Below are 25,364 nucleotides of genomic sequence, written 5' to 3'. Positions count from 1 at the left end.
TGATAAGGTTGAGTGATAATCCATAAAACAGGAGGAACTATACATATTATGAAAAAAGTAGAAGATTACGTGAGAAGTATCCCGGATTTTCCGGAACCGGGCATTATTTTCCGCGATATAACAACCGTTTTACAGGATCCGGACGGACTGAAACTTGCGATTGACGGATTAAAGGAGCGTCTGGATGGCGTTGATTTTGATGTGGTAGTTGGAGCAGAATCCAGAGGATTTATCTTTGGTGCACCGTTGGCTTATGAATTTGGCAAAGGTTTTGTGCCGGTTCGTAAAAAAGGAAAACTTCCATGCGAGACAGTTTGTGCCAAATATGATCTTGAGTACGGTTCTGCTGAGATTGAGATGCACAAAGATTCCATCAAACCGGGTCAGAAAGTTGTCGTAGTAGACGATCTGATCGCAACAGGCGGAACAATCGAGGCTGCCATCAAACTGATCGAGAGCCTTGGCGGAGAAGTTGTCAAAGTATTATTTCTGATGGAGCTGGCTGGATTAAACGGTCGTGAGAAACTGAAAGGTTACGACGTAGAGTCTGTCATTACTTATCCGGGTAACTAAGATTGGGGGCAGAGAGAGTCTCTGCCCAGAGTTTATCCTTATAAAAACAAGAGAAATCGTTAATTAAAAAAGCTTTCTGACCAGAAAAATCATGATTGAATGATAGGTTCTGTCAGAAAGCTTTTTGCATTTATGCATCATAATATTTTTTCACAAACGTAATAAAATTTTGCATCTGCGTCGTCAGATAGCGTCCTTTTTTCCATACAATACCAATATCCGTTTTCATTGGCGGCTCCATAGGCATGGCCTTGTATTTCGGCAGTCCTGCGGTAATGCAGCTATAAAGAAAACATCCCACTGTCCCGGAGCGAATAAAATTAATCATGGTATAGAGCTGGTTTCCCTGCATGATAATATTCGGATGGACATTTCCGAAATCAAAGCGGGTGCGTAAAATGGCATTCTGTACAGAATCTTTATTAAACAAAATAACATTCTGATGATCCAGATCAGCAGCTTTGATAGAAGTATGATTTGCCAGTGGGTGTTCCGGGGATACACAGAACACAAGCTGGTCGTGAATAAGTACATGGCTGTTCAGCTGGTCGATGTTATACATTTCCATATTGACGAGAGCCAGATCCAGTTTATCTTCCAGAACCAGATCGCAGGCACGTACAGAACCATATTCCTCCAGGGATACAAGAGCATCTGGATATTTGGAACGGTAAGCATCAATGAGTCCCGGAAAGAAAAAACTGCTGAGCACCGGAGGAATGCCGACGTGGATCGGATTTTGCTGAATCCGGCTGCCGTTCAATTCAAATTGCATATCTTTGCAGTACTGCAGAATGTAGTCAGCTTTCTTATAAAACAGTGCGCCGTCTTCCGTCAGGGTGAGCCGGTTGTTGAATCGTGTAAAAAGTGTGATGCCAAATTCAGCCTCCAGTTCCCGGATAGCCAGTGAAATGGCCGGCTGCGTCACAAACAGCTGATTTGCAGCAGCGGTGATGCTGTGGCATCTGCATGTTTCACAAAAATATTTCAACTGATTTAAGGTCATAAAAATTCTCCTTTCGTCGAAGCTGCTTTCCGTCATAAATTCACCACTGATGAATGATCAGATGAATTCAATAACTTCCTTTTGCTTAAAGTATACTATAAATTTTATTTATGGCAAGTTAAAATTCATTAAATAGACAAATGAATATACCTGATTTACAATACAGATATCAAATAAAGAGAACGGCCGATTCACAATTCTTTACAGGGAGGGTGAAAAATGTCAGCATCGACAATAACAATTTTATTTCTGATATTTGCGATTGTCAGCTTTATATTAGAAAAGATTCCACTGGGGCTTACCGCTACGATTGTAGCAATCGGATTAAATGTGACCGGGGTTCTGGACGCTTCCCAGACATTCAGCGGATATGTAAACAGCAACGTGATTCTGTGCGTTGGAATGTTTGTAGTAGGACAGGCACTTTTTGAAACCGGCATGGCAAACAAGATTGGTGGGGTGGTGACCAGATTTGCAAAAAATGAAAAAATCCTGATGGTTGCCATTATGGTGATCGTAGGAGTCATGTCAGGATTCCTGTCAAATACAGGGACCGCAGCAGTATTGATCCCAGTTGTCTGTGGAATTGCAGACGAATCCGGATATTCCAGAAGCCGCCTGCTCATGCCACTGGTATTTGCAGCAGCACTTGGCGGAAACCTCTCCATTATCGGAGCACCGGGAAATCTGATGGGTGTGGATGCCCTGCAGAATCTTGGTGAAGAAACCGGATTTTTTATGTATGCGCCGATTGGAATCCCAATGCTTCTGGCAGGTATCGTTTATTTTGTTTTCATCGGATACCGCCTGCTTCCGAAGACTTCTGCAAAAAGTGTGGCAGAAGTGGCAGAGACAAAACCAGATTTCAGTCATGTGCCAAAGTGGAAACAGATTACGTCTCTGGTAGTGCTGATCGCGGTTATTTTAGCAATGATCTTTGAAAAACAGATTGGTATTCCAATTCAGGTATCTGCCTGTATCGGAGCCTGTGTAGTTGTACTAACCGGTGTTATTTCCGGAAGCGCTGCACTGAAATCCATAGATTTAAAAGTAGTTCTCCTCTTCGGTGGTTCCCTGGCGCTTGCCAATGCACTGGATACCTCAGGCGCCGGAACCATGATCGCGGACACAATCGTAGGATTCCTTGGAAAAAATCCAAGCCCGATGATGTTATTGTTTGTCATTTTTGTAGTGTCATGTGTTCTGACAAACTTTATGTCAAACACAGCAACCACAGCGCTGATGGTTCCAATTGCGGTATCTATGTCAGATATCCTTGGGGCAGATCCAAGAGCAGTGGTTATTGCAACGGTAATTGCAGCATCCTGCGCTTACGCAACACCAATCGGAATGCCTGCAAATACCATGGTAGTCGGACTTGGCGGTTATAGCTTTAAAGATTACGTGAAATCAGGACTGCCGCTGATCCTTGTATCCTTTGCGTTATGTATGATTTTGTTACCAATTTTATTCCCATTTTATCATTAAAAAGCTGCTGTATAAGCGGCGAAGCTAGTATTAAAGTTTAAAGTAAAAATTGCTGGAGGTGCGATTCAATGAAAGAAAAAGAAATCAAGAGATTAACAGACATGGTAGCCGACTTTGTCGGACATATCGGAAAAAAGCTGCCGGATGATGTTGTGGCAAAATTAGAGGAGCTTGGCTCCAAAGAAGATGCGGCACTGCCGAAAGTATTATATGAAACCATGACAAAAAATCAGGGACTGGCAGTAGAACTTGACCGTCCGAGCTGTCAGGATACCGGTGTCCTTCAGTTCTGGCTCAAATGCGGAACAAATTTCCCGTACATCAATGAGCTGGAAGCTCTGCTGACAGATGCGGTTGTGCAGGCAACATTTGCCACACCACTTCGCCACAATTCTGTACAGACGTTTGACGAGTACAACACAAAGAAAAATGTCGGAAAAGGAACACCGACGGTATGGTGGGATATTGTCCCAAATAACGACCAGTGTGAGATTTATGCTTACATGGCAGGCGGCGGATGTACTCTTCCGGGTAAAGCAATGGTACTGATGCCGGGTGCAGGGTATGAAGGAATCACCGATTTTGTACTGGATCAGATGACTACTTATGGATTAAATGCCTGCCCGCCGCTTCTGGTTGGTGTCGGTGTCGGAACTTCCGTAGAGACTGCAGCATTAAATTCTAAAAAGGCGCTGATGAGACCGATTGGTTCCCACAATGACAATGCAAATGCAGCAAAAATGGAGCAGCTTTTAGAGGATGGAATCAATGCTATTGGCCTTGGACCGCAGGGTATGGGCGGAAAATATTCTGTCATGGGTGTAAATATTGAGAATACAGCACGTCATCCGTCTACTATCGGTGTTGCTGTAAACGTAGGATGCTGGTCACACCGTCGTGGTCACATTGTGATCGACAAAGATCTGAACGTAGTCTGTGATACACATTCTACCTGGAAATTTGAGTAAAAAGTAACGGCTTTCCTTTCTAGATGTATGATTGGCGAAAAGTGAAAGCTATGCAAATATTTCGTGAAAAAGGAGAATAAAAAGATGATTGAAATCAGAGGCGATAAAAAAGTATTGGTTACTCCTGTAAGCAAGGAGGATCTGGCAGATATTAAAATCGGTGACATTGTATGGCTGGACGGCGATCTGATGACCTGTCGTGACGTGGCACACCGCAGACTGGTGGAATATGGCAGAGAGCTTCCATATGACATCAGAAACAAAGCAATTTTCCATGCAGGACCGATTGTAAGAAAAATCGAAGGAACTGAGGATGATTATGAGATGGTATCCGTTGGACCGACTACTTCCATGCGTATGGAAAAATTCGAGTACGAATTTACCGAGCAGACCGGTGTCCGCGTGATTGTCGGCAAAGGTGGCATGGGACCGAATACCGAGCGTGCATGTAAAGATTTCGGAGCCATTCATTGTGTATTCCCGGCAGGCTGCGCTGTTGTGGCTGCTACCGAAGTGCAGTATATTGCGGAGCATCACTGGGATGAACTTGGAATGCCGGAAACACTCTGGTGCTGTAAGGTCAAAGAATTTGGCCCGCTCATCGTATCCATTGATGCAAACGGACGCAATTTATTCGAAGAACAGAAAGTTATTTATAATGAAAGAAAAGAAGCTGCAAAGCAGAAGATTTATCCGGAAGTAAAATTCATCAAATAAAAATTTATGCATATAGAAGAGTGTTTATGCTGAGCAGATCCATTCGGTTGCAAAACTGAGTACTCCATAGAATTACAGGATGCGCACCATGTATAGCAGGCATGGTGCGTATTTCTGTTTCTGATTCCGAAAAGGAATATCTTCATAACAAGAATGATTTTTACAAAATAGTGGAACTGGTGTTTTAATAGTTACAGAGGATGAGGCAAGTTTAATAAAAAAATTATATTTTTTACAATCAAAAAGGATGCTGCTTAGTATTTTGTATACTTTGCATAGAATACAAGTGAATATGCCAAGGAAATGCAAAAAAATGTATAGGCAAACAGGAACATTTTTCTTGAATTTTTGTAAAAAATGAAGTAGAATGAATCTGGTATGTTAATAAAATAACAATCTCAAGGAGGTATGAGGCAATATGGCAGAATGTTTAGCGTTAGAGCGAATCAACCGTCTGTTAGATGAAGGTAGTTTCGTAGAGGTTGGCGCATTAGTTTCCGCCCGCACAACAGATTTTACCGTAAATGACCAGTCTGCACCATCCGATGGTGTTATCACAGGATACGGACAGATTGAGGGCAATCCGGTGTATGTATATAGTCAGAACCGTGATGTGCTGAACGGAACGATGGGTGAGATGCACGCAAAGAAAATTGCAAAATTATATGATATGGCTGATAAGGCAGCAGCTCCGGTGATCGGACTGTTAGACTGCGGCGGTTTTCGTCTGCAGGAATCTGTAGATGCACTGGACAGCTTTGGATGTGTCCTTGCAAAGCAGGCTGAGTATGCGGACAGTGTACTTCAAATCAGCGCAGTAATGGGTAACTGTGCAGGTGGTATGACACTGATTCCGGCCATGAGTGATTTTGCATTTATGACAAAAGAAGCACAGATGTATGTGAATGCACCGCATACCATTCAGGATAATAAAAAACTTTCCCGCGAGTTTGATTCTGCAAAATATCAGGCGGCAGTTTCCGGACAGGCAGAAGTACTGGAGAGCGAAGAGGCTGTTCTGACAAAAATCCGTGAGCTGGTAGTAATGCTCATTGATGAAGAATATGGATGTTGTGGAGAGGATGATCTGAATCGTTACATTTCTGATAAAACATGTGCCATGAAAGATGCACGTGCATTGTTAGCTGAGTGTGCAGACGATAAATTCCTGGAGATCCGTCCGGATTACGCACCGGAGATGGTGACAGGATTCCTTACATTAAATGGAATTTTAGTTGGTGCAGTGGCAAATGCCGATGCACTTTATGATGAAAAAGGTGAGAAGACTGCAGATCTGGCTGACGGTCTTACGGTAGACGGATGTGAGAAAGCAGCAGCTTTCGTCGCATTCTGTAACGATTGCGAGATTCCGCTTCTGACTGTGACAGCAGCAGATGGATTTGCGGCAGTAGAGCAGACAGAAAAAGGTCTTCCACAGGCAATCGCAAAACTGGTAAAAGCTTATCACAACGGCGGTTTCAACAGCAAAGTAAACCTGATCATGGGCGATACTTACGGCAGTGCTTATGTGGCTATGGGCGCAAGAAGCATCAGTGATGCCGATATGGTATTTGCATGGGATGATGCTAAAGTAGGTATGATGGAAGCTGAAAAAGCAGCAAATATCTTATTTGCAGCTGAAGGAGAGAAAGCAACTGAAAAACAGGCAGCTGCTTATGAAGGAAAACAGAATGCCGTAACTTCCGCAGCAGCAAGAGGCAGCGTGGATGCAGTCATCGCTCCGGCACAGACAAGAAAACATCTGATCATGGCATTTTCCATGCTGTAAAAGAAAGGAAGATAGTGAAGATGAGAAAGAATATCAAAGGGATTGCGGCAGGCAGTCTCGGACTTCTGGCTTTACAGCTTCCGGGAATGACCGTATTTGCGCAGGCAGCAGACAGAAAAGCCCGGCTGGCAAATGCATTACAGAATACAGTCCTTGGTATGGGAACGGTATTCGTTATGCTGATCGCAATTGCGCTGATCATTTATTGTTTCAAGATCATTCCTGTAATCCAGGAAAAATTTGCCAAAAAAGCAGAACCGGCAGCAGAAGCACCAAAGACAGCACCAGCTGTTGCAGCTCCTGTACAGGAAACGGATGATCTGGAGCTGGTCGCTGTTATCGCAGCCGCGATCGCAGCAAGTGAGAATGTACCGGTAGACAGTTTCAGAGTCCGTACGATCAAGAGACGCTAATCACACCATTTTGTTTAAGGAGAATAGAAAAATGAAAAATTATACAATTACCGTAAACGGAAACGTATATGATGTAACCGTAGAAGAAAATACAAATGGCGCTCCGGCAGCAGCACCGGCTCCGAGAGCAGCAGCACCGGCTCCGGCTCCGGCAGCAAAACCGGCAGCTGCAGGCGCAGCAGGAAGCATCTCCATTACTGCAGGTGCAGCAGGTAAAGTTGTTGATGTTGTAGCAGCACCGGGCACAGCCGTAAAGAAAGGTGATCCTGTCGTTGTACTTGAAATTATGAAAATGGAGACACCAGTTGTTGCACCACAGGATGGCACTATTGCCAGTGTGGATGTAGCAAAAGGTGAGACAGTAGAATCAGGAGCAGTACTTGCTACTATGAACGCATAAGACAGGAGGTAGACATGTCAGGTAATATAGCAGAGACATTGGGCAATCTCGTGCATCAGACCGCGTTCTTCAATCTGACCTGGGGAAACTATCTGATGATCGCCGTTGCCTGTGTGTTCTTATATTTAGCAATCAAAAAGGGATATGAGCCGTTACTGCTGGTACCGATCGCGTTTGGTATGCTTCTGGTAAATATTTATCCGGATATCATGATTTCTCCGGAAAATGCAAGCAACGGTGTCGGAGGTTTGTTGCACTACTTCTTCAAACTGGATGAGTGGTCCATTCTTCCGTCCCTGATTTTCCTTGGTGTCGGCGCATTGACGGATTTCCGTCCGCTGATCGCAAACCCGATCAGTTTTCTCTTGGGAGCAGCCGCACAGTTCGGTATTTTTGCCGCATATCTGCTGGCTATCGTATTCGGTTTTTCCGATGCAGCAGCTGCAGCAGTATCCATCATCGGTGGAGCAGATGGACCGACTTCCATCTTCCTGGCCGGAAAATTACATCAAAATGACTTGATGGGTCCGATCGCCGTGGCGGCGTATTCCTATATGTCATTAGTACCGATCATCCAGCCGCCGATCATGAAACTTTTAACAACTAAAAAAGAGCGTTCCATCCGTATGGGACAGCTTCGTGAAGTTTCCAAACTGGAAGCAATCCTTTTCCCAATCGTTGTTACCATTATTGTGTGTCTGGTGCTTCCGACCACAGCTCCATTGGTAGGTATGCTGATGCTTGGTAACCTGTTCCGTGAGAGTGGCGTAGTAAAACAGCTGTCCGAGACAGCATCCAACGCCCTGATGTACATTGTAGTTATCCTGCTTGGTACCTCCGTCGGAGCATCCACAAGTGCAGAAGCATTCCTGAAAGTGACAACACTTCAGATCGTAGTACTTGGTCTGGTAGCCTTTGCATTTGGTACCGCAGCAGGTGTTATCTTTGGTAAGATCCTGTGCGTTGTAACAAAAGGCAAGATCAATCCGCTGATCGGTTCTGCCGGTGTATCCGCAGTACCGATGGCAGCCCGTGTATCCCAGAAAGTTGGTGCAGAAGAAGATCCGACCAATTTCCTGCTGATGCACGCCATGGGACCAAATGTTGCCGGAGTTATCGGAACTGCGATCGCAGCCGGAGTATTCATGGCAATATTCGGTGTATAACTTTGTTTACAGTGTCGAAATCCTAAAAGCATGTCATGCTTGCATGTAAATGCTTTACAGGATTAGCGACACGCCCCTCCAATGAGAAAAAAAGCAGGACAGAGTCATGCGATTTTCGAATGGAGGGAGGAATGTGGGAGCTGGAACAGCGGAACAATCCGTAAACAAAGGCAATGATTATAAAAAAGGAGATAATTTATCATGGAGAAAAAACCATTGAAAATAACAGAAACTGTTCTGCGTGATGCGCATCAGTCTCTGATGGCCACCAGACTGACCACAGAGCAGATGCTTCCGATCATCGATAAAATGGATAAAGTCGGCTATCATGCAGTTGAATGCTGGGGCGGTGCAACTTTCGATGCATCCCTGCGTTTCCTGAAAGAAGATCCGTGGGAGCGTCTCAGAAAATTCCGTGATGGTTTCAAAAATACAAAACTGCAGATGCTGTTCCGTGGACAGAATATTTTGGGATACCGTCATTATGCAGACGATGTAGTAGAATATTTTGTACAGAAATCTATTGCAAACGGAATCGATATCATTCGTATTTTTGACTGTTTAAATGATCTGAGAAACTTAAAGACAGCCGTAGATGCCTGCAAAAAGGAAAAAGGTCATTCCCAGATTGCACTTTCCTATACCTTAGGTGAGGCATATACGCTGGATTATTGGGTAGATACTGCAAAACGTATCGAGGATATGGGTGCAGATTCCATCTGTATCAAAGATATGGCAGGCCTTCTGGTTCCATATGAGGCAGAGCGTCTTGTAAAAGCATTAAAAGAAAATGTAAGCCTTCCAATCGAGCTTCATACCCACTATACAAGTGGTGTGGCTTCTATGAGTTGTCTGAAAGCAGTAGAAGCCGGATGCGATATCATTGATACTGCAATTTCTCCACTGGCACTGGGCACATCCCAGCCGGCAACAGAAGTTATGGTTGAAACCTTCAAAGGTACACCGTATGATACCGGTCTGAATCAGGATATTCTTGCTGAAATCAATGAGTACTTTGGCAAAATCCGTGAGGAGGCAATGGCAAGCGGCCTGTTAAATCCGAAGGTACTTGGCGTAAATATCAATACTTTACGTTATCAGGTTCCGGGCGGAATGCTTTCAAACATGATTTCTCAGCTGAAAGAGCAGAACGCAGAGGACAAATATGAGGAAGTATTAAAAGAAATCCCGCGTGTAAGAAAAGACCTTGGTGAGCCACCTCTCGTAACACCTTCCAGCCAGATCGTAGGTACACAGGCTGTATTAAATGTTCTGATGGGTGAGCGTTATAAAGTTGCTACCAAAGAAACCAAGAGCATTTTACTTGGTGAATATGGTCAGACAGTAAAACCATTCAATCCGGAAGTAGTGGAAAAAGTTCTCGGTGCGGATAAAGATAAGGCAATTACTTGTCGTCCGGCAGATCTGATCGAACCGGAACTTGCCAAGATTGAGAATGAAATGTCACGCTGGAAACAGCAGGATGAGGATGTGCTTTCTTATGCACTCTTCCCGCAGCAGGCACTGGATTTCTTCAAATATCGTGAGGCACAGCAGACAAAGGTAGATCCGGAGGCGGCTGACCACAAAAATGGAGCTTATCCGGTTTAAAAAATAATGCTTCTTTGGCTTTAAAAATTTAATATTTTGAAAGAAAACGCAGAATCCTGTCAGGACAGGATTCTGCGTTTTCTGCATCGCTTCTGTATATTCTGCAATATTTTTGAATCACAATGTAGATGAATGGTCTTGATTATTTCCTCGGATTAAAAGACATGTATAAAGTTTTAAAGTGATTTGAACCGTATATTTGTTGAAATATATGAGCACCAATGATATAATGAAGGATACGACGATAAAAAATCGGAACAGAAGAAATAATGAGAGAAAGAGGATTTAATATGGAACATAACAAAAAGGAGCGCAGTAGTTTCTCTGGCGGAATCGGTTTTGTGCTTGCAGCAGCAGGAAGCGCAGTGGGACTTGGTAATCTGTGGCGTTTTCCTTATCTTGCCGCGCAGTATGGCGGAGGTATTTTTATTCTGGTATATATCATTCTGGCACTGACATTTGGTTTTACATTGATGACTACCGAGATTGCAATCGGACGCAAGACAAAACAGAGTCCGGGTACTGCATACAAAGCCATCAATAAAAAATTTGGATTTTTAGGTGTGCTGGCACCAATCGTTCCGGTGATCATTCTGCCGTATTATTGTGTGATCGGCGGCTGGGTTGTTAAATATATGGTGACGTTTGTGTCCGGTCATGGACTGGATGCAGCAGCAGATAGTTTTTTTGGAAATTTTGTCGGAAATTCGATCTCACCGATGATCTATTTCGCTGTTTATCTGGGACTGACTGCAGCAGTTATCCTGCTTGGCGTCAATAAAGGAATTGAAAAAATCAGTAAATTCCTGATGCCGTTATTGCTGATTATTTCTGTGATTATTTCCATTTATATTTTTACATTACCGGGAGCAAGTGCCGGCATTAAGTACTATCTCCTGCCTGATTTTACAAAGTTTTCACTGAAAACAGTGTGTGCAGCCATGGGACAGATGTTTTATTCTATGAGTCTGGCTATGGGAATCATGGTTACTTATGGCTCTTATACAAAAAATGAGACAAGCCTGATAAAATCTGTAAATCAGATTGAGATTTTTGATACAGTCGTTGCTCTGCTGGCCGGATTTATGGTCGTTCCGGCAGTTTATGTATTCAGCGGTGAAGCAGGAACAAAAGCAAGCGGAGCAGGATTGATGTTTGTGACGCTTCCGAAAGTGTTTGAGCAAATGAGAGGTGGCACGATCATCGGAATTTTGTTCTTTGTGCTTGTATTCTTAGCTGCGTTGACCAGCTCCATTTCGATTATGGAAGCTATCGTATCTTCCTTTATGGATCGATTCGGTATCAGCCGTAAGAAAAGCGTTGCAATCTGCATCATTATCAGTATTATAATGGGAATTCCATCCTCTCTGGGCAATGGTGCATGGGCACATATCAAGATTCTTGGGATGGACTTTTTGACTTTCTTTGATTATATCAGTAATAGTGTACTAATGCCAATCGTAGCACTGTGCACCTGTATTCTGATCGGATGGGTGGCAGGAGCAAAGACTGTTACAGATGAAGTAAAACGAAATGGTGAAAAAATGAATCGTGAAAAACTGTACAATGTGATGATAAAATATATTGCACCGGTAATGCTGGTGATCATCCTGATCACTTATTCAATGGCACAGTTCGGATTTTTTACGATGTAATCCACCGAAATAGGCGATAGATTCAAGTCGAATGCAGGCTGTAAAGTAACTGTGTCAGAGAGAAGTAGCGAGAGCAGAACGTGAGTGTCCGCTTCACTTTTGGAAAGAAGGTATCGAGATTATGCATGATGAAGTGACAGAAAAAGACATTGAACGAATGAAAGAGGAAATCGAATATCGGAAACTGGTAGTTCGTAAAGAAGCATTGGAAGCTGTAAAAGAGGCAAGAGCGCATGGCGATCTCAGTGAAAATTTTGAGTACCACGCAGCAAAAAAAGATAAAAATGCCAACGAAAGCCGTATCCGTTATCTGGAGCGCATGATCAAAACAGCGGTAGTTGTATCCGATGAGTCAAAATCCGATGAAGTTGGAATCAACAATAAAGTTACTTTATATTTTGAAGATGATGACGAAGAAGAAGTGTATACACTGGTGACAACCGTGCGCGGAAACTCCCTGAAAGGCTGGATTTCTACGGAATCTCCAATCGGAAAAGCCATTCTTGGTCATAAAGTCGGAGACCGTGTTTACGTGGAGATCAATGCAAATGCCGGTTATTATGTAGAAATCCGTGCCATTGAAAACACCGAAGATGACGGAAGTATTGGACTCAGAAAATTTTAATGGCATTCTAATGGAGCATTTATGAATATATATAATATTGACCAGTTTCAAAAAAATGAATACTCCTGGAATCCTGTGGCAAAAAGGCGGGCAGGGAATTATTTTATAAAACTTGGCGTTGGTGTGGCGCTTATATTTGCTCTGTATGGATTATTAGGGTATTTTCTGTTCGTCACACATGCTTTTGTTACGCAGACATTGTGGGGCTATGGAGCGGCAATGGTTATTCTGGCATTCGGGCTTCGCCTGGCATTGAATGCAGGTAGCAGAAAACAGACACGAAAAATGTCATCGGATGAAAAGCATGATTATGCGCTGTATTTTTATCACAGACATGGAAGAAAGAATACTGTGCTCGGTAACTTTTATCTGGTGATATGCGCGCAGGCAGATGTTTGTCAGCGAAAATACGAACTGGCGGAACAGGCGCTGGATCAGATTGTCATGGAAAAATGTAAGGCAGATCAGCTGAAACAGATCTGGCTGCTGCGATTGATCATTGCGCTTGCCATTGATGATGAGGAGAAAATGCAGGAAACATTCATTTGTTACAATGGCATTGAAGTCAGATCAAAAGGATTTCCAGCTACTGATATTGTCAGAGAATGTGTGGATCACAGAGATGCAGAAACTTTAACAGAAGTCATGAAGCAGAGTGTTGTGGTGAAAAAGGAGCATCCGCTTCGTATTGGATGTATCAGCATTTTCCTTGCGTACTGCATTTTGTTTTATGCGGCAGCACTTGGAATCAATACAGACAGCGGATATGTGCTTCGTTATATGTTTGCAACGATCTCCATCCTGGTGACATTCCTTGGACTGCTGGTTCTGGTCATCTGGCTGAATATCCGGCTGTTTGGCAATGAAACATTCTCGAGAAGAAGCTCCGTTAACAAGGTCTGCTTTGTTATTATATGTGCAATCTTTCTGCTTTGCATGGCAGAAAACAGTGTCATAATCTATTTGGGACTGGAATGGAAGGAAGAAGTGATATCGCAGGATGAAAAGTATACCTATCTGAAGGCGTATTCTGAGCGCGCATATAACGTGACAACGACACTGTATCGGACAAATAATCCGTTTGTTATGCAAAGAATAAATAGCTGTCTGCCGTCAGCAGATTCAAACTGGTCAGAGGATAGTACTGATTCATCCGATGCCAATCAGGATATAACAGACAATTCAACAAATGGCGCATCCAATAGCGCATCAGATGAAACTGCCGGAGAATCCGCAACAGATAACGGCATTTCTGATTCTGACTCTTATTCGAGTGAACTCGAACAGTATCAGCTGCTTGAAAACGAGATAACAGCAGTGTTTGAGTATTTGCAAAACGAAGGACAGTTTACAGACGCAGAATTGAGCTTCGATGCAAATGCAAAGGGAGAAACCTATGGACTTATCAGTGCCGGTCAGGAGCAGGCAGGAACCCGCATGGTGGATGTGGAATATCGTCTGTACATTAATTTTAATGGGGAAAAAACAAACGATGAAGGAAAAACCTGTACAGAAATCGTACTGGAAAAATTATATCCGGGTGGAAGCTACAGTACGGAACTGGTAGATTTTTATCTTGTTGATCCGGATACCCTGCAGGTTGTTGATGAACATAAAACTACCTGGTAAAGTGAATAAAGAAGAAATAAGTCGAACGCACAAATTTCATGTGCGCTCGACTTATTTTTTTACAGACAGCGTTTCTGATCTGTATTATTTGATACAAAACGTACTTCCAGTTTGTCTGGGCGGGAATAACTTTCTGTATATTCTACAAGGTTACCGTGTCGGTCATAGCCAATCAGTTCCAGGTGATTGACGATCATTTCATCTTCCAGATGCAGATAGGAACGGATTTTATCTCCGGCTTCTACCATGGTCAGAGATTCCTGGAAAACAACGGGCAGGTGATCTCTGGTGGACATGTAGTCATACAGAGAAATCTGTTCAAAGTTATAATTATCGATATCCGGGAAAAATTTCAGTGGAACGTAAGTGTACTCAATAGCCAGTGGCTCTTTGTTACCCTGGCGGATACGGTGGATTCCATAAATTGGTTCTTCAAATGCAAGACCAAGTTTATCAGCATAATAATAACGTCCCTGGATGGTACCGGTGCACAGTAATTTGTTGGATATCTCGATTCCAAAATTGCGGACAAGGGAAGTGAAACTGGCATTTTTGGATTCGTTTAATACACCGAAAGCGACTTTGTTATATTCCGGTTTCTTGACAAAGGTACCTTTTCCCTGTCGACGCACGAGATAATGCTCATTTACAAGTTCATCGATGGCTGTGCGGATAGTAGGTCGGCTTACACCATACATTTCTGCCAGGACTCGTTCGCTAGGGATCATTTCTCCGGGAAGATATTCATGGCTTTCAATCCTGCTTACAATAATATCGCGCACCTGTGCTGCTACATGATTTAATTGTTCCATGATTCCTCCATTTCCGCATCTCTGATAAATGCAAAATCATCTATTTTCATAATGTCTTCAAAAAAGTGAATCAGTCTGCCGGTGTCGTCATATACCAGACCTTTGTATTTCATCATGGGACTACCCGGTGCAGTTTGGAGCAGACTGGATTCTTCCTCATTTGTGTAAATGAGTGTCACACGCTGATTGGATTTCAAAATCGGTATCTGAAGATCAGTCTGCAATACATTCAAAATCGGGCGTGAACCCAGAATTTCAGCAGTCAGACCAGGATAGATATCGATTGGAGTATAAGAATAATCCAGGCACAGCGGGGTGTCGTTTTCATAATAAATGAAAAGGATTTTATAAACTGGTGTTTGTTCCGGGATCAGCATTTTGCCGGAGAGACGTTTATCTACTAAAATTTCTTCAAAAGAATAAGGCTGCCAGCGAATATTCGGACATCTTTCTCCGGGATCAAAATTATCAGTACAGGTGTGAGTAGATATTTTGATTCTATCCGGAGCAACAAAATATCCAAGTCTTTCCTGGGAAAAAAGGTAATGCTCACGCACAAGCTGTGCCAGGGCATTCCGGATAGTAGGCCGCTGCACATGAAAATGTTCCGCAAGAAAACGCTCAGAAGGAAGACGGTCTCCGGGGTGATAGCCTTCATTTTTCAACATGTATATGATCTCTTTTGCAAGAATGACATCCATTGTCAGTAAATTTTTTCTCATAAATTTTAAAAATACGCTCCTTTTACTTCCAATTTTAAAAATAACTATATGAAAAGATTATTATAGAACATCTTTTACATTCATGCTACCGAATAGTTGCTTGTTTCTATCATATAACAGATGCAATCTGTTCGTCAAATATTATTGGTATAAAAAAACGGATTAGTGGTCTAAATCAGTCGGTTATGCAAATATGCCAAAAAAATGAATGATAATGAATAAAACACAAGATATAATCGCAAAAAAACATATAGTTATTAAATGCTTAGAATAACATTTTAAAAAAAGATGTTGACTATTTAAAAAAATGTGGTATAGTAATTCATATAAAGTGGTTACAAAAAAGGAAAAGGAATTAAAGGAGGATATCAAAATATCATGTTGAAATTTGATGAGCAGAAACAGATTGACAGAGTAAAAGGTGCACTTGCATTGCGCGGGAAAATCGAAGAAATTGTAGACCAGATCTGTAAAGATGGATTTAAAAATATCTGCTGGCTTGGCATAGGAGGCACTTATGCTTCCTGCTTACAGGCAGAAGTTCATATGAAAGAAAAATCAGGACTTGACTTTTTCGTGGAAAATGCAGCAGAATATCTGACAACTGGAAATAAAAAAGTTGGAGCAGATACGATTGTTGTGGTTTCATCCGTAACCGGAAGTACCATCGAGATGGTGGAAGGTGTCAAAAAAGCTTCTGCAGCGGGAGCAAAGGTGCTTGGATTTATTGATGTGGATACTGCAGAACTGGCACAGATCGTAGATTATGAAATTGCATATCCGGGCAATGAACAGCTGAAGTTTTTTATGGTTGCAGACCGTTTTATGTACAATGCAGGTGAATTCCCGGAATATGATCGGTATTACAAAGAACTGGATGAAAATCTGGCTGTAGATCTGGTAGAAGTTGAGAAAGCAGCGGATGCATTTGGAGAGGCATTTGCAAAGAAACATTGCAATGACAGTATCCATTATTTTGTAGGAGCAGGTAATCAGTATGGTTCCACATATTCTTATGCAATGTGCTACTGGGAAGAGCAGCATTGGATCCGTACAAAATCTATCCACAGTGCAGAATTTTTCCATGGAATGCTGGAAATTGTAGACCGTGATACACCGGTCACTGTATTTGTAGGTGAAGATGCACAGCGTTCTCTGAGTGAACGAGTAGTAAAATTCCTGCCGCGTGTTTGTGCAAATTACACAGTAATTGATTCCAAAGACTATGAGTTGAAAGGAATCAGCGAGGAATTCCGTGGAAATCTGTCTCATCTGGTAACGCATGCTGTAACACAGCGTATTGATGCGCATATGGAGCAGATCAATTGCCATCCAATGGAAATCAGAAGATATTATCGCCAGTTTGATTATTAATGAATGTGAGCGAAAAGATAAATAATGATTCTGCGTGCTGAAAGACGAACAAGGATGAAGTGACAAGAGGACTGCTGAAAATCAATGTTATGTTTTCGGCAGTTCTCTTATTTGTGCAGGATATAAAAAATAAGGAGGGAATGTATGAAATTGGGAATGTTTACCAGTGGCTATCAGTATTATCCACTGGAAGCTGCGTTTCAGGATGCGAAAAGAATCGGCTATGATTATATAGAACTCTGGGGAGGGCGTCCCCATGCATTTCCACCGGATCTGAAACGGGGCGGGATAGAACAGGTAAAGAAATTGATTGAAGTCTATGAAATGCCGGTTCATGTGTATACACCGGAGCACAATGCATATCCGTACAATTATATGATCGGAGATTCCAGCCAGCGTAAGGAGGCAGTAGATTATCTCAAGACAGCAATTGAAATGGGAAAAGAAATGGGAGCAGAATACACACTTATTTCTACCGGTCATGCGGAAAATACCATAAGCCGCAGACAAATCCAGGAGCGACTGGTCGAAACGCTGAGGGAACTGGCAGAATATGCACAACAGATCCAGGAACCGGTTTTGCTGGAGACACTGACTCATTTTGAAACAAATGTATGTACTAACGCAAATGATCTGCAGGAAGTACTTGAGATGGTGGATTCCCAATATTTATACGGAATGTGTGATGTGGTAGTGCCATCCATTGAAGGCGAAAGTGTGATGGATTATTTTATGAAACTGGGTGACCGTTGCAGACATCTCCATCTGGTGGATTGTGATTGCAACAGTGAGACACATGTGATCCCGGGGGATGGTGAGCTCCCTCTTCCGGAACTTCTGGAGGAAATACAGCATTTCGGTTATCATGACACAGCTACCATTGAGTTGGTAACGGCTTATATCCGGGAACCATATGTGTATGCAAAACGGGCACATGACAGAGTACGGCAAATGATGTTGGAAGGAAAGGGAGGATGTTAAACATGGAGAAAAAGATTAAAGTTGCAGCTGTAGGAGACAATTGCGTGGATGCTTATGATCAGACAGGTGAGGCATTTCCGGGAGGAAATCCGGTGAATGTTGCCGTATATACAGTCCGTCTTGGCGGGGAAGCGTCTTATACCGGTGTCGTTGGAGACGATGCATATGGGAAATTAATGAAGGACTCAATTGCAAAAAAAGGGGTGGATGTTTCTCATTTGAAAGTGATGCCTGGCAGTACGGCTGTGACACACGTGGAAATCATAGACGGGGAGCGTATTCTCGGAGACTATGAGGAAGGCGTTATGGCAGAATTCAAGCTGAGTGAAGAAGATATTGAATTTCTTGGAAGCCATGATCTGGTTGTATCCGGAATCTGGGGGATGATAGAGAATGATCTTGAGAAAATCAAGGCTTGTGGCACCAGGATTGCTTTTGACTTTGCAACGAAATATGAAAGCCCGGTGATTGATATCGCGATTCCATTTGTGGATTATGCATTTTTTGCCTATGATGGAGAAGATGAAGAATGGATGCGAAACTTCATGGAAGAAATGCAGAAAAAAGGAGCAAAGACAGTCATCGTTACCAGAGGCACAAAAGGAAGTATTGCTTATGACGGCACAAGTTATACGGAGTTTGGGATTATTCCATGCGATGTCGTGGATACGATGGGAGCCGGTGACAGCTTCATTGCAGGCTTTTTATATGGTATCCTACAGGGAAAATCATTACAGGAAAGCATGGAACAGGGAGCAAAAAACAGCAGTGTGACACTGGGATATAGCGGAGCCTGGTAAGATAGATATGTAATGGGCTCTCACTTCTATAAGTGCGAAGTAATAAGAAAGAAAACATAAGACACATTCTACGGCATCGAATGTGTCTTATGTTTTTGTGTTTGATAAGAAATTATAAAATTTCCGGTTTCAAGTGGAATGAGAACGTATAATGAGTATCGTCCAGACGATATTCTTTTGCCAGCTGAGGACCACAGCTTCCGGAACCGATACCACTCTGTCTGTAATCGATACAGAATACGGTGTATCCGGATTTTTCCAGTTCATAATTATGACCTTTCGTGGTCAGTTCTTCTTCTGTATACTCGGACAGATTAAAGGAAATTGGCTGCTCGTTATATACGGTCAGTTTTCGGCTGTCATCAGCAACACTGACATATTCGCAATGATAGTGGCTTCCGTTTTCCTGCGGACGCATGTAATCTTCATGCAGATCACAGACACGGGAAGTAAATTTGCCAAGATAGCTTGCCCGGCGTTTATCAATATAGCTCTCATGAGGTCCGTATCCAAAGTATTCTGCCTGATTCATACGTTTTGACAGGAACAGGCGGATACCAAGTCGAGGGAGAAATGCCTCATTTGGCTGGAATGGATTGTCATTTTCTGTCACATCTTCGAAATATTCGCTGTACATGCCACGCATGATCGCATCCCGCTCAATCTCCATGCTGGATCTGACGATTCCATCCGGTGTGATGATCCATTCTGCATCAATCTCCAGGAAACGCTGCCGGAAGATGGGGGCCATGGAAGAGGTTGTGTGCAGTTTCAGGGAACCATCTTCCTGTGCTTCTACAGTTGTATTATAAGCTCGCTGTGTCATTTTATCATAACCTGCTTCATACCACAGTCTCTTGACCACACGATCATTATCTGTCGGTGCACGCCAGATATTCATTTCCATCGGACGTTTTAAGAAGCTGTGATTTTTGTAGATCATGCTGTCAAACATACCGGTGAGTTTGTTGTATACATAGACAAAATCAGCACCGTTGATCGTAATGACACGATCGTTTTCTGTATAAGTAATAGCAGAAGCAGTGCCATTTGCAGCGCAAGAGCAGGAGTCTGCAGATGCTTTTTCCGCATTGAGCAGAGCGGTTAATGTATCCGTGCAGTTTTCGTTCAACATGATCTGGTCAAAACCAAGTTTGAAATCAGCCGGTGTAAATGGCTTTTCATGTAACTGATGAGAACTGATGATGACAGAGCAGGCACCGTTTTCTAATGGCTTGATCGGCAGCTGAACAGTCTTTTTACTTCTTGGAGCAACATCTAACAGCTCAGTATCTCTGATTTCACCGGAAGCAACTGCCATACCATTTTGCAGGATTTCATAGGTCAGATAGACTTCTTCTTTTAAGTTTGTAAAATCCAGATTGTTCTGCAGGATGTAAGTACCGGAAGCAGCATCCACCAGATGTACACGAACCGGACGATGCACATTTTTATATTCTTTTAAACCAGTGCTTGGTGTGCGATCCGGGTAAACAAGTCCGTCCATACAGAAGTTGCCATCGTGCGGATATTCACCGGAGTCACCACCGTAATAGAATTTTTTGCGTCCATCATCTGTGGTTCCCATATAAACACCGTGATCACACCATTCCCAGACAAAACCGCCCACGAATGTGTCATATTGTTCCTCTAACTGATAGTAGTCCTCGATGTCTCCAGGTCCATTTCCCATAGCATGGACAAATTCGCACTGAATAAACGGTTTATCCGGGTTATTGCCCAGATATGCATGCATTTCCGGGATTGCAGCGTACATACGGCTGCGCAGATCGATATTAGAGAAATCAGTTTTTCCGCGTTTTGGATTGCGCGGATGGTGCATGGAACTCTCATAGTGGGTCAGTCTGGTTGGATCGTAAGATTTTGTCCAGGCAAGGGCATCTTCAAAGGTACAACCGTAACCGGCCTCATTTCCCATGGACCAGATCAGCACGCTGGTACGGTTTTTATCACGCATTACATTTTTCCGGACACGGTCTACAACGCTGTCTGTCCAGTCTTCGTTGTCAGATAAAAACGGTGGGAACGGGTTTTTCTTTCCTTCTTTCCAGATATTCAGGTTGTACAGGTTTACAACACCGTGGATCTCTATGTCGGATTCGTCGATGACATAGAAACCGTATTCGTCACACAACTCATAAAACTCCGGTGCGTTCGGATAATGGCTGGTGCGGATAGCATTGAAATTGTGCTGTTTCATCAGGCTCATATCTTTGCGGATATGTTCCAGCGTAACAGCAGAACCTACATAAGGATCACTGTCATGACGGTTGGTTCCGCGGAAACGGACTTTCTGACCGTTCAGGTATACAATGGCATCCCTGATGCTGATTTCACGGAAACCGATGCGCTGACGGATGGTTTCGTTGTCAGTGGACAGCGTCAGTGTATACAGGTATGGATGTTCTGCATTCCAGAGTGTGAGGTCGAAAGCAGAAAATGTGATGCTGTCTCCGTTGGAAATACCTTCAGCAACGATGCAGCCGCAGGCAGCGGTCAGTTTGTAAGAAACCGGGATGGGTTCACCGGCAAAGGTCAGCGGGATCGTTACATCAGCAGCGGTATAGTTGTCCTTTAACTGCGTCTGGACAAAAAAATCGCGGATATAGTTTTGAGGTCTGGCCAATACATAAACATCACGGAAAATACCGGAATTACGGAATTTGTCCTGATCTTCCAGATAACTGCCGTCGCACCATTTTAAAACGAGAACGGCAAGTGTGTTTTCACCCTCACGCAGAGCACTCGTAATATCAAATTCACCGGTGGAATGAGAAACCTGATGATATCCGATAAATATGCCGTTTAACCATACATAGTAGCAGGAGTCCACACCTTCGAAATTCAGATGGTAAGTTGCGGTTCCTTCCGGCTTTTTATATGTGAAGCTGTGCACATAAGCACCGCATGGATTTTCGTGCGGTACATATGGAGGATCAAACGGGAACGGATAGCGTGTATTGGTATACTGATGGATATCGTAGCCGTGATCCTGCCAGTTGGACGGAACCGGAAGTGTGTCGAAGTGATTCGTGTCATACCCTTCATCATAAAAAGCTTCCTGACAATCATAGATGCTGTCGAAATAACGGAATTTCCAATCGCCGTTCAGTAATAAGAAACGATCCGTTTCCGTGCGGCTCATCCAGTTCGGATCCTGTGCCGGTGATGTCGGAATGTAATAAGCACGCATTGGCTCATCGTTGACACCAAAGATATGATTGTCTTCAAAATACTTTGGAATGATCATGTAAAAACCCTCCTCATGAAAATGATTTTTTTCTTGAAATAATGAGTAAAACGAAATCCTCATCAGTGTTTATTATATAAAAAAACAGACCACATAGCAAGGTATGTGGTCTGTTCTTAATGATATATTTATTTCTTGTACTTTGCTTCACAGTATTTGCAGCGATATACTTCATGCTCAGCGTCTGTCAGAAGGAAGATCTGATCCAGTTCCTGCTCGATGGATGTGATACAACGTGGGTTTTTACATTTGATGACATTTGTTACGGATGTCGGAAGTTTTAATGCACGTTTTTCCACAATGCGCTGATCTTTGATGATGTTTACTGTAATATTGTGATCAATAAAACCGAGGATATCAAGATCCAGATTGTCGATGTTGCATTCAACTTTCAGGATATCTTTTTTTCCCATTTTGTTGCTTTTTGCATTTTTGATGATAGCAACACAGCAGTCAAGCTCGTCCAGTTTCAGATCGTGATAGATGGAAAGGCTCATGCCTGCTTTGATATGATCTAATACAAAACCTTCTTTGATTGCACCTACGTTTAACATTGCTTATACCTCCATTCCTAATAATGTAAGAATCAGGGCCATACGAACGTAAACGCCGTACTGAACCTGTTTGAAATATACTGCTCTCGGATCATCATCTACTTCTGTAGAAATCTCGTTTACACGAGGCAGTGGATGAAGTACCAGCATATCTTTCGGAGCAAGCTCCATTTTTGCTTTGTCCAGAATATAGAAATCTTTCATGCGGATGTAATCTTCTTCATTGAAGAAACGCTCTTTCTGTACACGGGTCATGTAAAGGATGTCAAGTTCCGGCAGAGCGTCTTCGAGACGGACTACTTCTTTGAACGGAACGTTGTTCTGTGCAAGGACATCTTCGCGGATATAGCTTGGTACGCGCAGTTCTTCCGGAGAAATCAGGACAAATTTTACATTCGGGTAACGAATCAGAGCATGAATCAGTGAGTGAACAGTACGACCGAATTTCAGGTCACCGCATAAACCGATAGTCAGATTGTCGAGATGACCTTTGAGACTGTGGATCGTAAGAAGATCGGTAAGTGTCTGTGTCGGATGCTGATGTCCCCCATCACCTGCATTGATCACTGGAATTGCAGATTTTTCAGAGGCAACCAGCGGAGCACCTTCTTTCGGGTGACGCATTGCACAGATATCGGCATAGCAGGAGATGACACGGATGGTATCAGAAACACTTTCTCCTTTTGCGGCGGAAGAACTGTCCGCACTGGAAAAACCAAGTACAGATCCACCAAGATTTAACATAGCTGCTTCGAAACTGAGTCGTGTTCTGGTACTTGGCTCATAGAAGCAGGTAGCAAGCTTTTTGCCGGCACATGCGTGTGCATATTTTTCCGGATTTTTTTCAATATCGTTCGCGAGATTGAGCAATTTATCTGTTTCTTGTACGGATAAATCTAAAGGGCTCATTAAATGTCTCATAGGTCTCCTCCTTAATGATTATGTATTTATCGTTTGACGATTTTTCTCTTACATATCATATACTATGAGACCCTAAAATTCAATAGGGAGTTGGCTCTGGTAATGTGGGAATTTGAACATTCAGTCACCTCAGTTGTGTGACAATTTGAAAGAACCGGCATATGCTAAATACAACGGAATAGCAGGGGCTGAGTCTAGTATGAAGCAGACAGAAAAATTACTGCAGGGACTTACATATCGATGCGTCCGTGGGAAACTCCCAAGGGAAGTTACACAGGTGGCTTACGATAGCAGAAACGTAGAGCCGGGAGGTATTTTTGTATGCATCCGGGGAAGCAGACAGGACGGTCATCAGTTTATCCGGGAGTCTGTGCGGCGGGGTGCTTCCGTGATCCTGACGGAGGCAGCGACAGATTTTAAACAAGAATCATACACAGTGGAAAGTTGGGAGAGAAAAACAGTTAGACGGAAAGAATGTGTCAGTCGTTTGGATGAAAATCTGAGGGAGATTCCGGATATGCAGGAGGTCTGCGTACTGGAAACTCCGGATACCAGAATTGCACTTGCAGCTATTTCCAGGCAGTGGTTTGATAACCCGCAGAAAGAGCTGTGCATCCTTGGGGTTACCGGGACAAAAGGAAAGACTACCACAGTCTGGATGATCTGGAAGATGCTGGTTGCCGCCGGTTATGAGGCAGGATTGATCGGAACCATTGAAGTATGTTATGGTTCCTGGCAGCAGGAGAGCGAGTATACAACACCGGAATCTTATGAACTGTATGAGATTTTGCGGAAAATGGCGGATGGCGGCTGCAAATATGTGGTGATGGAAGTGTCTTCCCAGGCATTGAAACTGCACCGCGTGGAAGGAATCGTGTTTGATACAGCAGTATTTACCAATCTGCGGGCAGATCATATCGGTGCAGGGGAACATGCAGATTTTGCAGAATATATGGATTGCAAGCGGCAGCTGTTTCGCCGGTGCCGGTGCGGAGTATTCAATCAGGATGACGATTACTGGCAGGAAATGTGGCGGGAAAGTGGCTGTCAGGCTGTGACTTATGGATTTTCCGGTCAGTCGGACTATTGCGCTTTGGCTCCCCAGCTTTTACGGGGCAGCAGCCGGCTGGGGGTGCGGTATGAGCTGACGGTACATGATGCGGGGCAGGCGGGAATGACAAAGGGAACGTCATTTACAGAGTCAGGAGAAGGTGTGACAGAGAAAAAGCCGGAAGAACAGAAGAAACGCATCGTGGTCAATGCACCGGGTAGATTTTCTGTTTATAATTCCCTGGCAGCCATTGCAGTGGCGGAGCATTACCAGGTGCCGTGGAACGTGATGGAGCAGGTACTGCACACTTTGCAGGTGCCAGGCAGAATAGAAATGCTCTCTGTGTCACCGCGTTTTATTGTATTGGTTGATTATGCCCATAATGCCATGGCACTGGAGGCATTGCTGACTACGCTGCAGGACTATCATCCGGGCCGGATCATCTGCATCTTCGGATGCGGCGGTAACCGTTCGGCAGAACGACGGTTTCAGATGGGAGAAGTGGCAGGAAGACTGGCGGATCTTGTGGTGGTGACCACGGATAATCCAAGGGATGAAGATCCGGAGAAAATTGTGGATGAGATCTGTAGGGGTCTGGACGTAACGAAAGGAAAATATGGCAGGATCCCGGATCGTGGAGATGCTATTGCCTATGGAATCTCCCATGCAAAACCGGGAGATATTGTGGTGATTGCCGGAAAAGGGCATGAGAAATATCAGGAAATCTGCGGGCAGAAGTTTCCGATGGATGACCGGCAACTTGCCATGAAGTGTAAGGTCTGGTAAAATGCAATTCATGAGCAGGCAGCGAAAGCGGATTGCGAATGTCCGCTTTACG

At 43.4% G+C, this 25,364-nt stretch carries 22 protein-coding genes; 16 read left to right on the top strand and 6 right to left on the bottom strand.

Annotated elements, in window-relative coordinates; translation table 11 throughout:
- The first annotated feature begins 48 nt into the window (after nucleotides 1–48).
- Nucleotides 49–573, top strand: coding sequence for an adenine phosphoribosyltransferase (locus HMPREF0373_RS09575; RefSeq protein ID WP_021739505.1), 525 nt, complete (start codon nucleotides 49–51; stop codon nucleotides 571–573).
- A 130-nt stretch (nucleotides 574–703) separates the two neighbouring features.
- On the opposite strand, the gene HMPREF0373_RS09570 is transcribed toward HMPREF0373_RS09575, so the two are convergent.
- The gene (locus HMPREF0373_RS09570) at nucleotides 704–1,579 is read right to left on the bottom strand and encodes a LysR family transcriptional regulator (RefSeq protein WP_044963750.1); all 876 of its coding nucleotides are present in this window, start codon (nucleotides 1,577–1,579) and stop codon (nucleotides 704–706) included.
- Nucleotides 1,580–1,798: 219 nt separating this feature from the next.
- On the opposite strand from HMPREF0373_RS09570, the gene HMPREF0373_RS09565 reads away from it, so the two are divergent.
- From HMPREF0373_RS09565 to HMPREF0373_RS09515, 11 genes are all read left to right on the top strand, one after another.
- Entirely contained in the window at nucleotides 1,799–3,067 is a 1,269-nt protein-coding gene (locus tag HMPREF0373_RS09565; protein ID WP_021739503.1) for an SLC13 family permease, read from the top strand.
- Nucleotides 3,068–3,135: 68 nt separating this feature from the next.
- Nucleotides 3,136–4,035 (top strand): L(+)-tartrate dehydratase subunit alpha, encoded by a 900-nt coding sequence (gene ttdA, locus HMPREF0373_RS09560; protein ID WP_021739502.1) that lies wholly within the window; start codon nucleotides 3,136–3,138, stop codon nucleotides 4,033–4,035.
- An 84-nt stretch (nucleotides 4,036–4,119) separates the two neighbouring features.
- On the top strand, nucleotides 4,120–4,752 hold the full coding sequence (ttdB, locus tag HMPREF0373_RS09555; RefSeq protein ID WP_044963748.1) for a L(+)-tartrate dehydratase subunit beta: 633 nt from the start codon (nucleotides 4,120–4,122) through the stop codon (nucleotides 4,750–4,752).
- A gap of 418 nt (nucleotides 4,753–5,170) precedes the next feature.
- Nucleotides 5,171–6,541 (top strand): carboxyl transferase domain-containing protein, encoded by a 1,371-nt coding sequence (locus tag HMPREF0373_RS09550; RefSeq protein WP_021739500.1) that lies wholly within the window; start codon nucleotides 5,171–5,173, stop codon nucleotides 6,539–6,541.
- Nucleotides 6,542–6,561: 20 nt separating this feature from the next.
- Nucleotides 6,562–6,954: an OadG family protein gene (locus tag HMPREF0373_RS09545; protein ID WP_021739499.1), complete on the top strand. Its 393-nt coding sequence runs from the start codon at nucleotides 6,562–6,564 to the stop codon at nucleotides 6,952–6,954.
- A gap of 31 nt (nucleotides 6,955–6,985) precedes the next feature.
- The gene (locus tag HMPREF0373_RS09540; protein ID WP_021739498.1) at nucleotides 6,986–7,354 is read left to right on the top strand and encodes a biotin/lipoyl-containing protein; all 369 of its coding nucleotides are present in this window, start codon (nucleotides 6,986–6,988) and stop codon (nucleotides 7,352–7,354) included.
- 14 nt (nucleotides 7,355–7,368) lie between these two features.
- Nucleotides 7,369–8,520 (top strand): sodium ion-translocating decarboxylase subunit beta, encoded by a 1,152-nt coding sequence (locus HMPREF0373_RS09535; protein WP_021739497.1) that lies wholly within the window; start codon nucleotides 7,369–7,371, stop codon nucleotides 8,518–8,520.
- A gap of 201 nt (nucleotides 8,521–8,721) precedes the next feature.
- Complete coding sequence (locus HMPREF0373_RS09530) at nucleotides 8,722–10,131, top strand: oxaloacetate decarboxylase subunit alpha (protein ID WP_021739496.1); 1,410 nt, start codon at nucleotides 8,722–8,724, stop codon at nucleotides 10,129–10,131.
- 290 nt (nucleotides 10,132–10,421) lie between these two features.
- Nucleotides 10,422–11,786 carry a sodium-dependent transporter gene (locus HMPREF0373_RS09525; RefSeq protein WP_044963742.1) on the top strand — a complete coding sequence of 455 codons (1,365 nt, stop codon included), beginning with the start codon at nucleotides 10,422–10,424 and terminating at the stop codon, nucleotides 11,784–11,786.
- A 121-nt stretch (nucleotides 11,787–11,907) separates the two neighbouring features.
- The gene (greA, locus tag HMPREF0373_RS09520) at nucleotides 11,908–12,411 is read left to right on the top strand and encodes a transcription elongation factor GreA (RefSeq protein WP_021739494.1); all 504 of its coding nucleotides are present in this window, start codon (nucleotides 11,908–11,910) and stop codon (nucleotides 12,409–12,411) included.
- Nucleotides 12,412–12,432: 21 nt separating this feature from the next.
- Complete coding sequence (locus tag HMPREF0373_RS09515) at nucleotides 12,433–14,040, top strand: hypothetical protein (protein ID WP_021739493.1); 1,608 nt, start codon at nucleotides 12,433–12,435, stop codon at nucleotides 14,038–14,040.
- A 59-nt stretch (nucleotides 14,041–14,099) separates the two neighbouring features.
- Here HMPREF0373_RS09515 and HMPREF0373_RS09510 read toward each other — a convergent pair whose 3' ends face one another.
- Together HMPREF0373_RS09510 and HMPREF0373_RS09505 are read right to left on the bottom strand one after the other, a co-directional pair.
- Nucleotides 14,100–14,852: a GntR family transcriptional regulator gene (locus HMPREF0373_RS09510; RefSeq protein ID WP_021739492.1), complete on the bottom strand. Its 753-nt coding sequence runs from the start codon at nucleotides 14,850–14,852 to the stop codon at nucleotides 14,100–14,102.
- Entirely contained in the window at nucleotides 14,840–15,553 is a 714-nt protein-coding gene (locus tag HMPREF0373_RS09505) for a GntR family transcriptional regulator (RefSeq protein ID WP_275951504.1), read from the bottom strand. The genes HMPREF0373_RS09510 and HMPREF0373_RS09505 overlap by 13 nt, the downstream gene beginning before the upstream one ends.
- A 399-nt stretch (nucleotides 15,554–15,952) precedes the next feature.
- Here HMPREF0373_RS09505 and HMPREF0373_RS09500 point away from each other — a divergent pair, with 399 nt between their 5' ends.
- The 3 genes from HMPREF0373_RS09500 (at nucleotide 15,953) to frlD (ending at nucleotide 18,729) form a co-directional block, all read left to right on the top strand.
- Nucleotides 15,953–16,948 (top strand): SIS domain-containing protein, encoded by a 996-nt coding sequence (locus tag HMPREF0373_RS09500; protein ID WP_021739490.1) that lies wholly within the window; start codon nucleotides 15,953–15,955, stop codon nucleotides 16,946–16,948.
- Between the two features lie 144 nt (nucleotides 16,949–17,092).
- The gene (frlC, locus tag HMPREF0373_RS09495; protein ID WP_021739489.1) at nucleotides 17,093–17,929 is read left to right on the top strand and encodes a fructoselysine 3-epimerase; all 837 of its coding nucleotides are present in this window, start codon (nucleotides 17,093–17,095) and stop codon (nucleotides 17,927–17,929) included.
- A gap of 2 nt (nucleotides 17,930–17,931) precedes the next feature.
- Nucleotides 17,932–18,729: a fructoselysine 6-kinase gene (gene frlD / locus HMPREF0373_RS09490; protein ID WP_044963738.1), complete on the top strand. Its 798-nt coding sequence runs from the start codon at nucleotides 17,932–17,934 to the stop codon at nucleotides 18,727–18,729.
- A gap of 112 nt (nucleotides 18,730–18,841) precedes the next feature.
- Here frlD and HMPREF0373_RS09485 read toward each other — a convergent pair whose 3' ends face one another.
- The 3 genes from HMPREF0373_RS09485 to pyrB form a co-directional block, all read right to left on the bottom strand.
- A complete protein-coding gene (locus HMPREF0373_RS09485) occupies nucleotides 18,842–22,000 on the bottom strand; it encodes a glycoside hydrolase family 2 TIM barrel-domain containing protein (protein ID WP_044963737.1) in 3,159 nt (1,052 codons plus the stop codon).
- A 128-nt stretch (nucleotides 22,001–22,128) separates the two neighbouring features.
- Nucleotides 22,129–22,554, bottom strand: coding sequence for an aspartate carbamoyltransferase regulatory subunit (locus HMPREF0373_RS09480; protein ID WP_021739486.1), 426 nt, complete (start codon nucleotides 22,552–22,554; stop codon nucleotides 22,129–22,131).
- Between the two features lie 3 nt (nucleotides 22,555–22,557).
- Entirely contained in the window at nucleotides 22,558–23,475 is a 918-nt protein-coding gene (gene pyrB, locus HMPREF0373_RS09475) for an aspartate carbamoyltransferase (protein ID WP_022036493.1), read from the bottom strand.
- A gap of 199 nt (nucleotides 23,476–23,674) precedes the next feature.
- Between pyrB and HMPREF0373_RS09470 the strand changes: the two genes are divergently transcribed.
- Nucleotides 23,675–25,312 carry a UDP-N-acetylmuramoyl-L-alanyl-D-glutamate--2,6-diaminopimelate ligase gene (locus tag HMPREF0373_RS09470; RefSeq protein ID WP_044963735.1) on the top strand — a complete coding sequence of 546 codons (1,638 nt, stop codon included), beginning with the start codon at nucleotides 23,675–23,677 and terminating at the stop codon, nucleotides 25,310–25,312.
- The last annotated feature ends 52 nt before the right edge of the window (nucleotides 25,313–25,364 follow it).

The sequence above is a fragment of the Eubacterium ramulus ATCC 29099 genome, assembly GCF_000469345.1.
In the GTDB taxonomy this organism is placed as follows: Bacteria; Bacillota; Clostridia; order Lachnospirales; family Lachnospiraceae; genus Eubacterium_I; species Eubacterium_I ramulus.
This window is presented reverse-complemented; position numbering and strand designations above follow the sequence as displayed.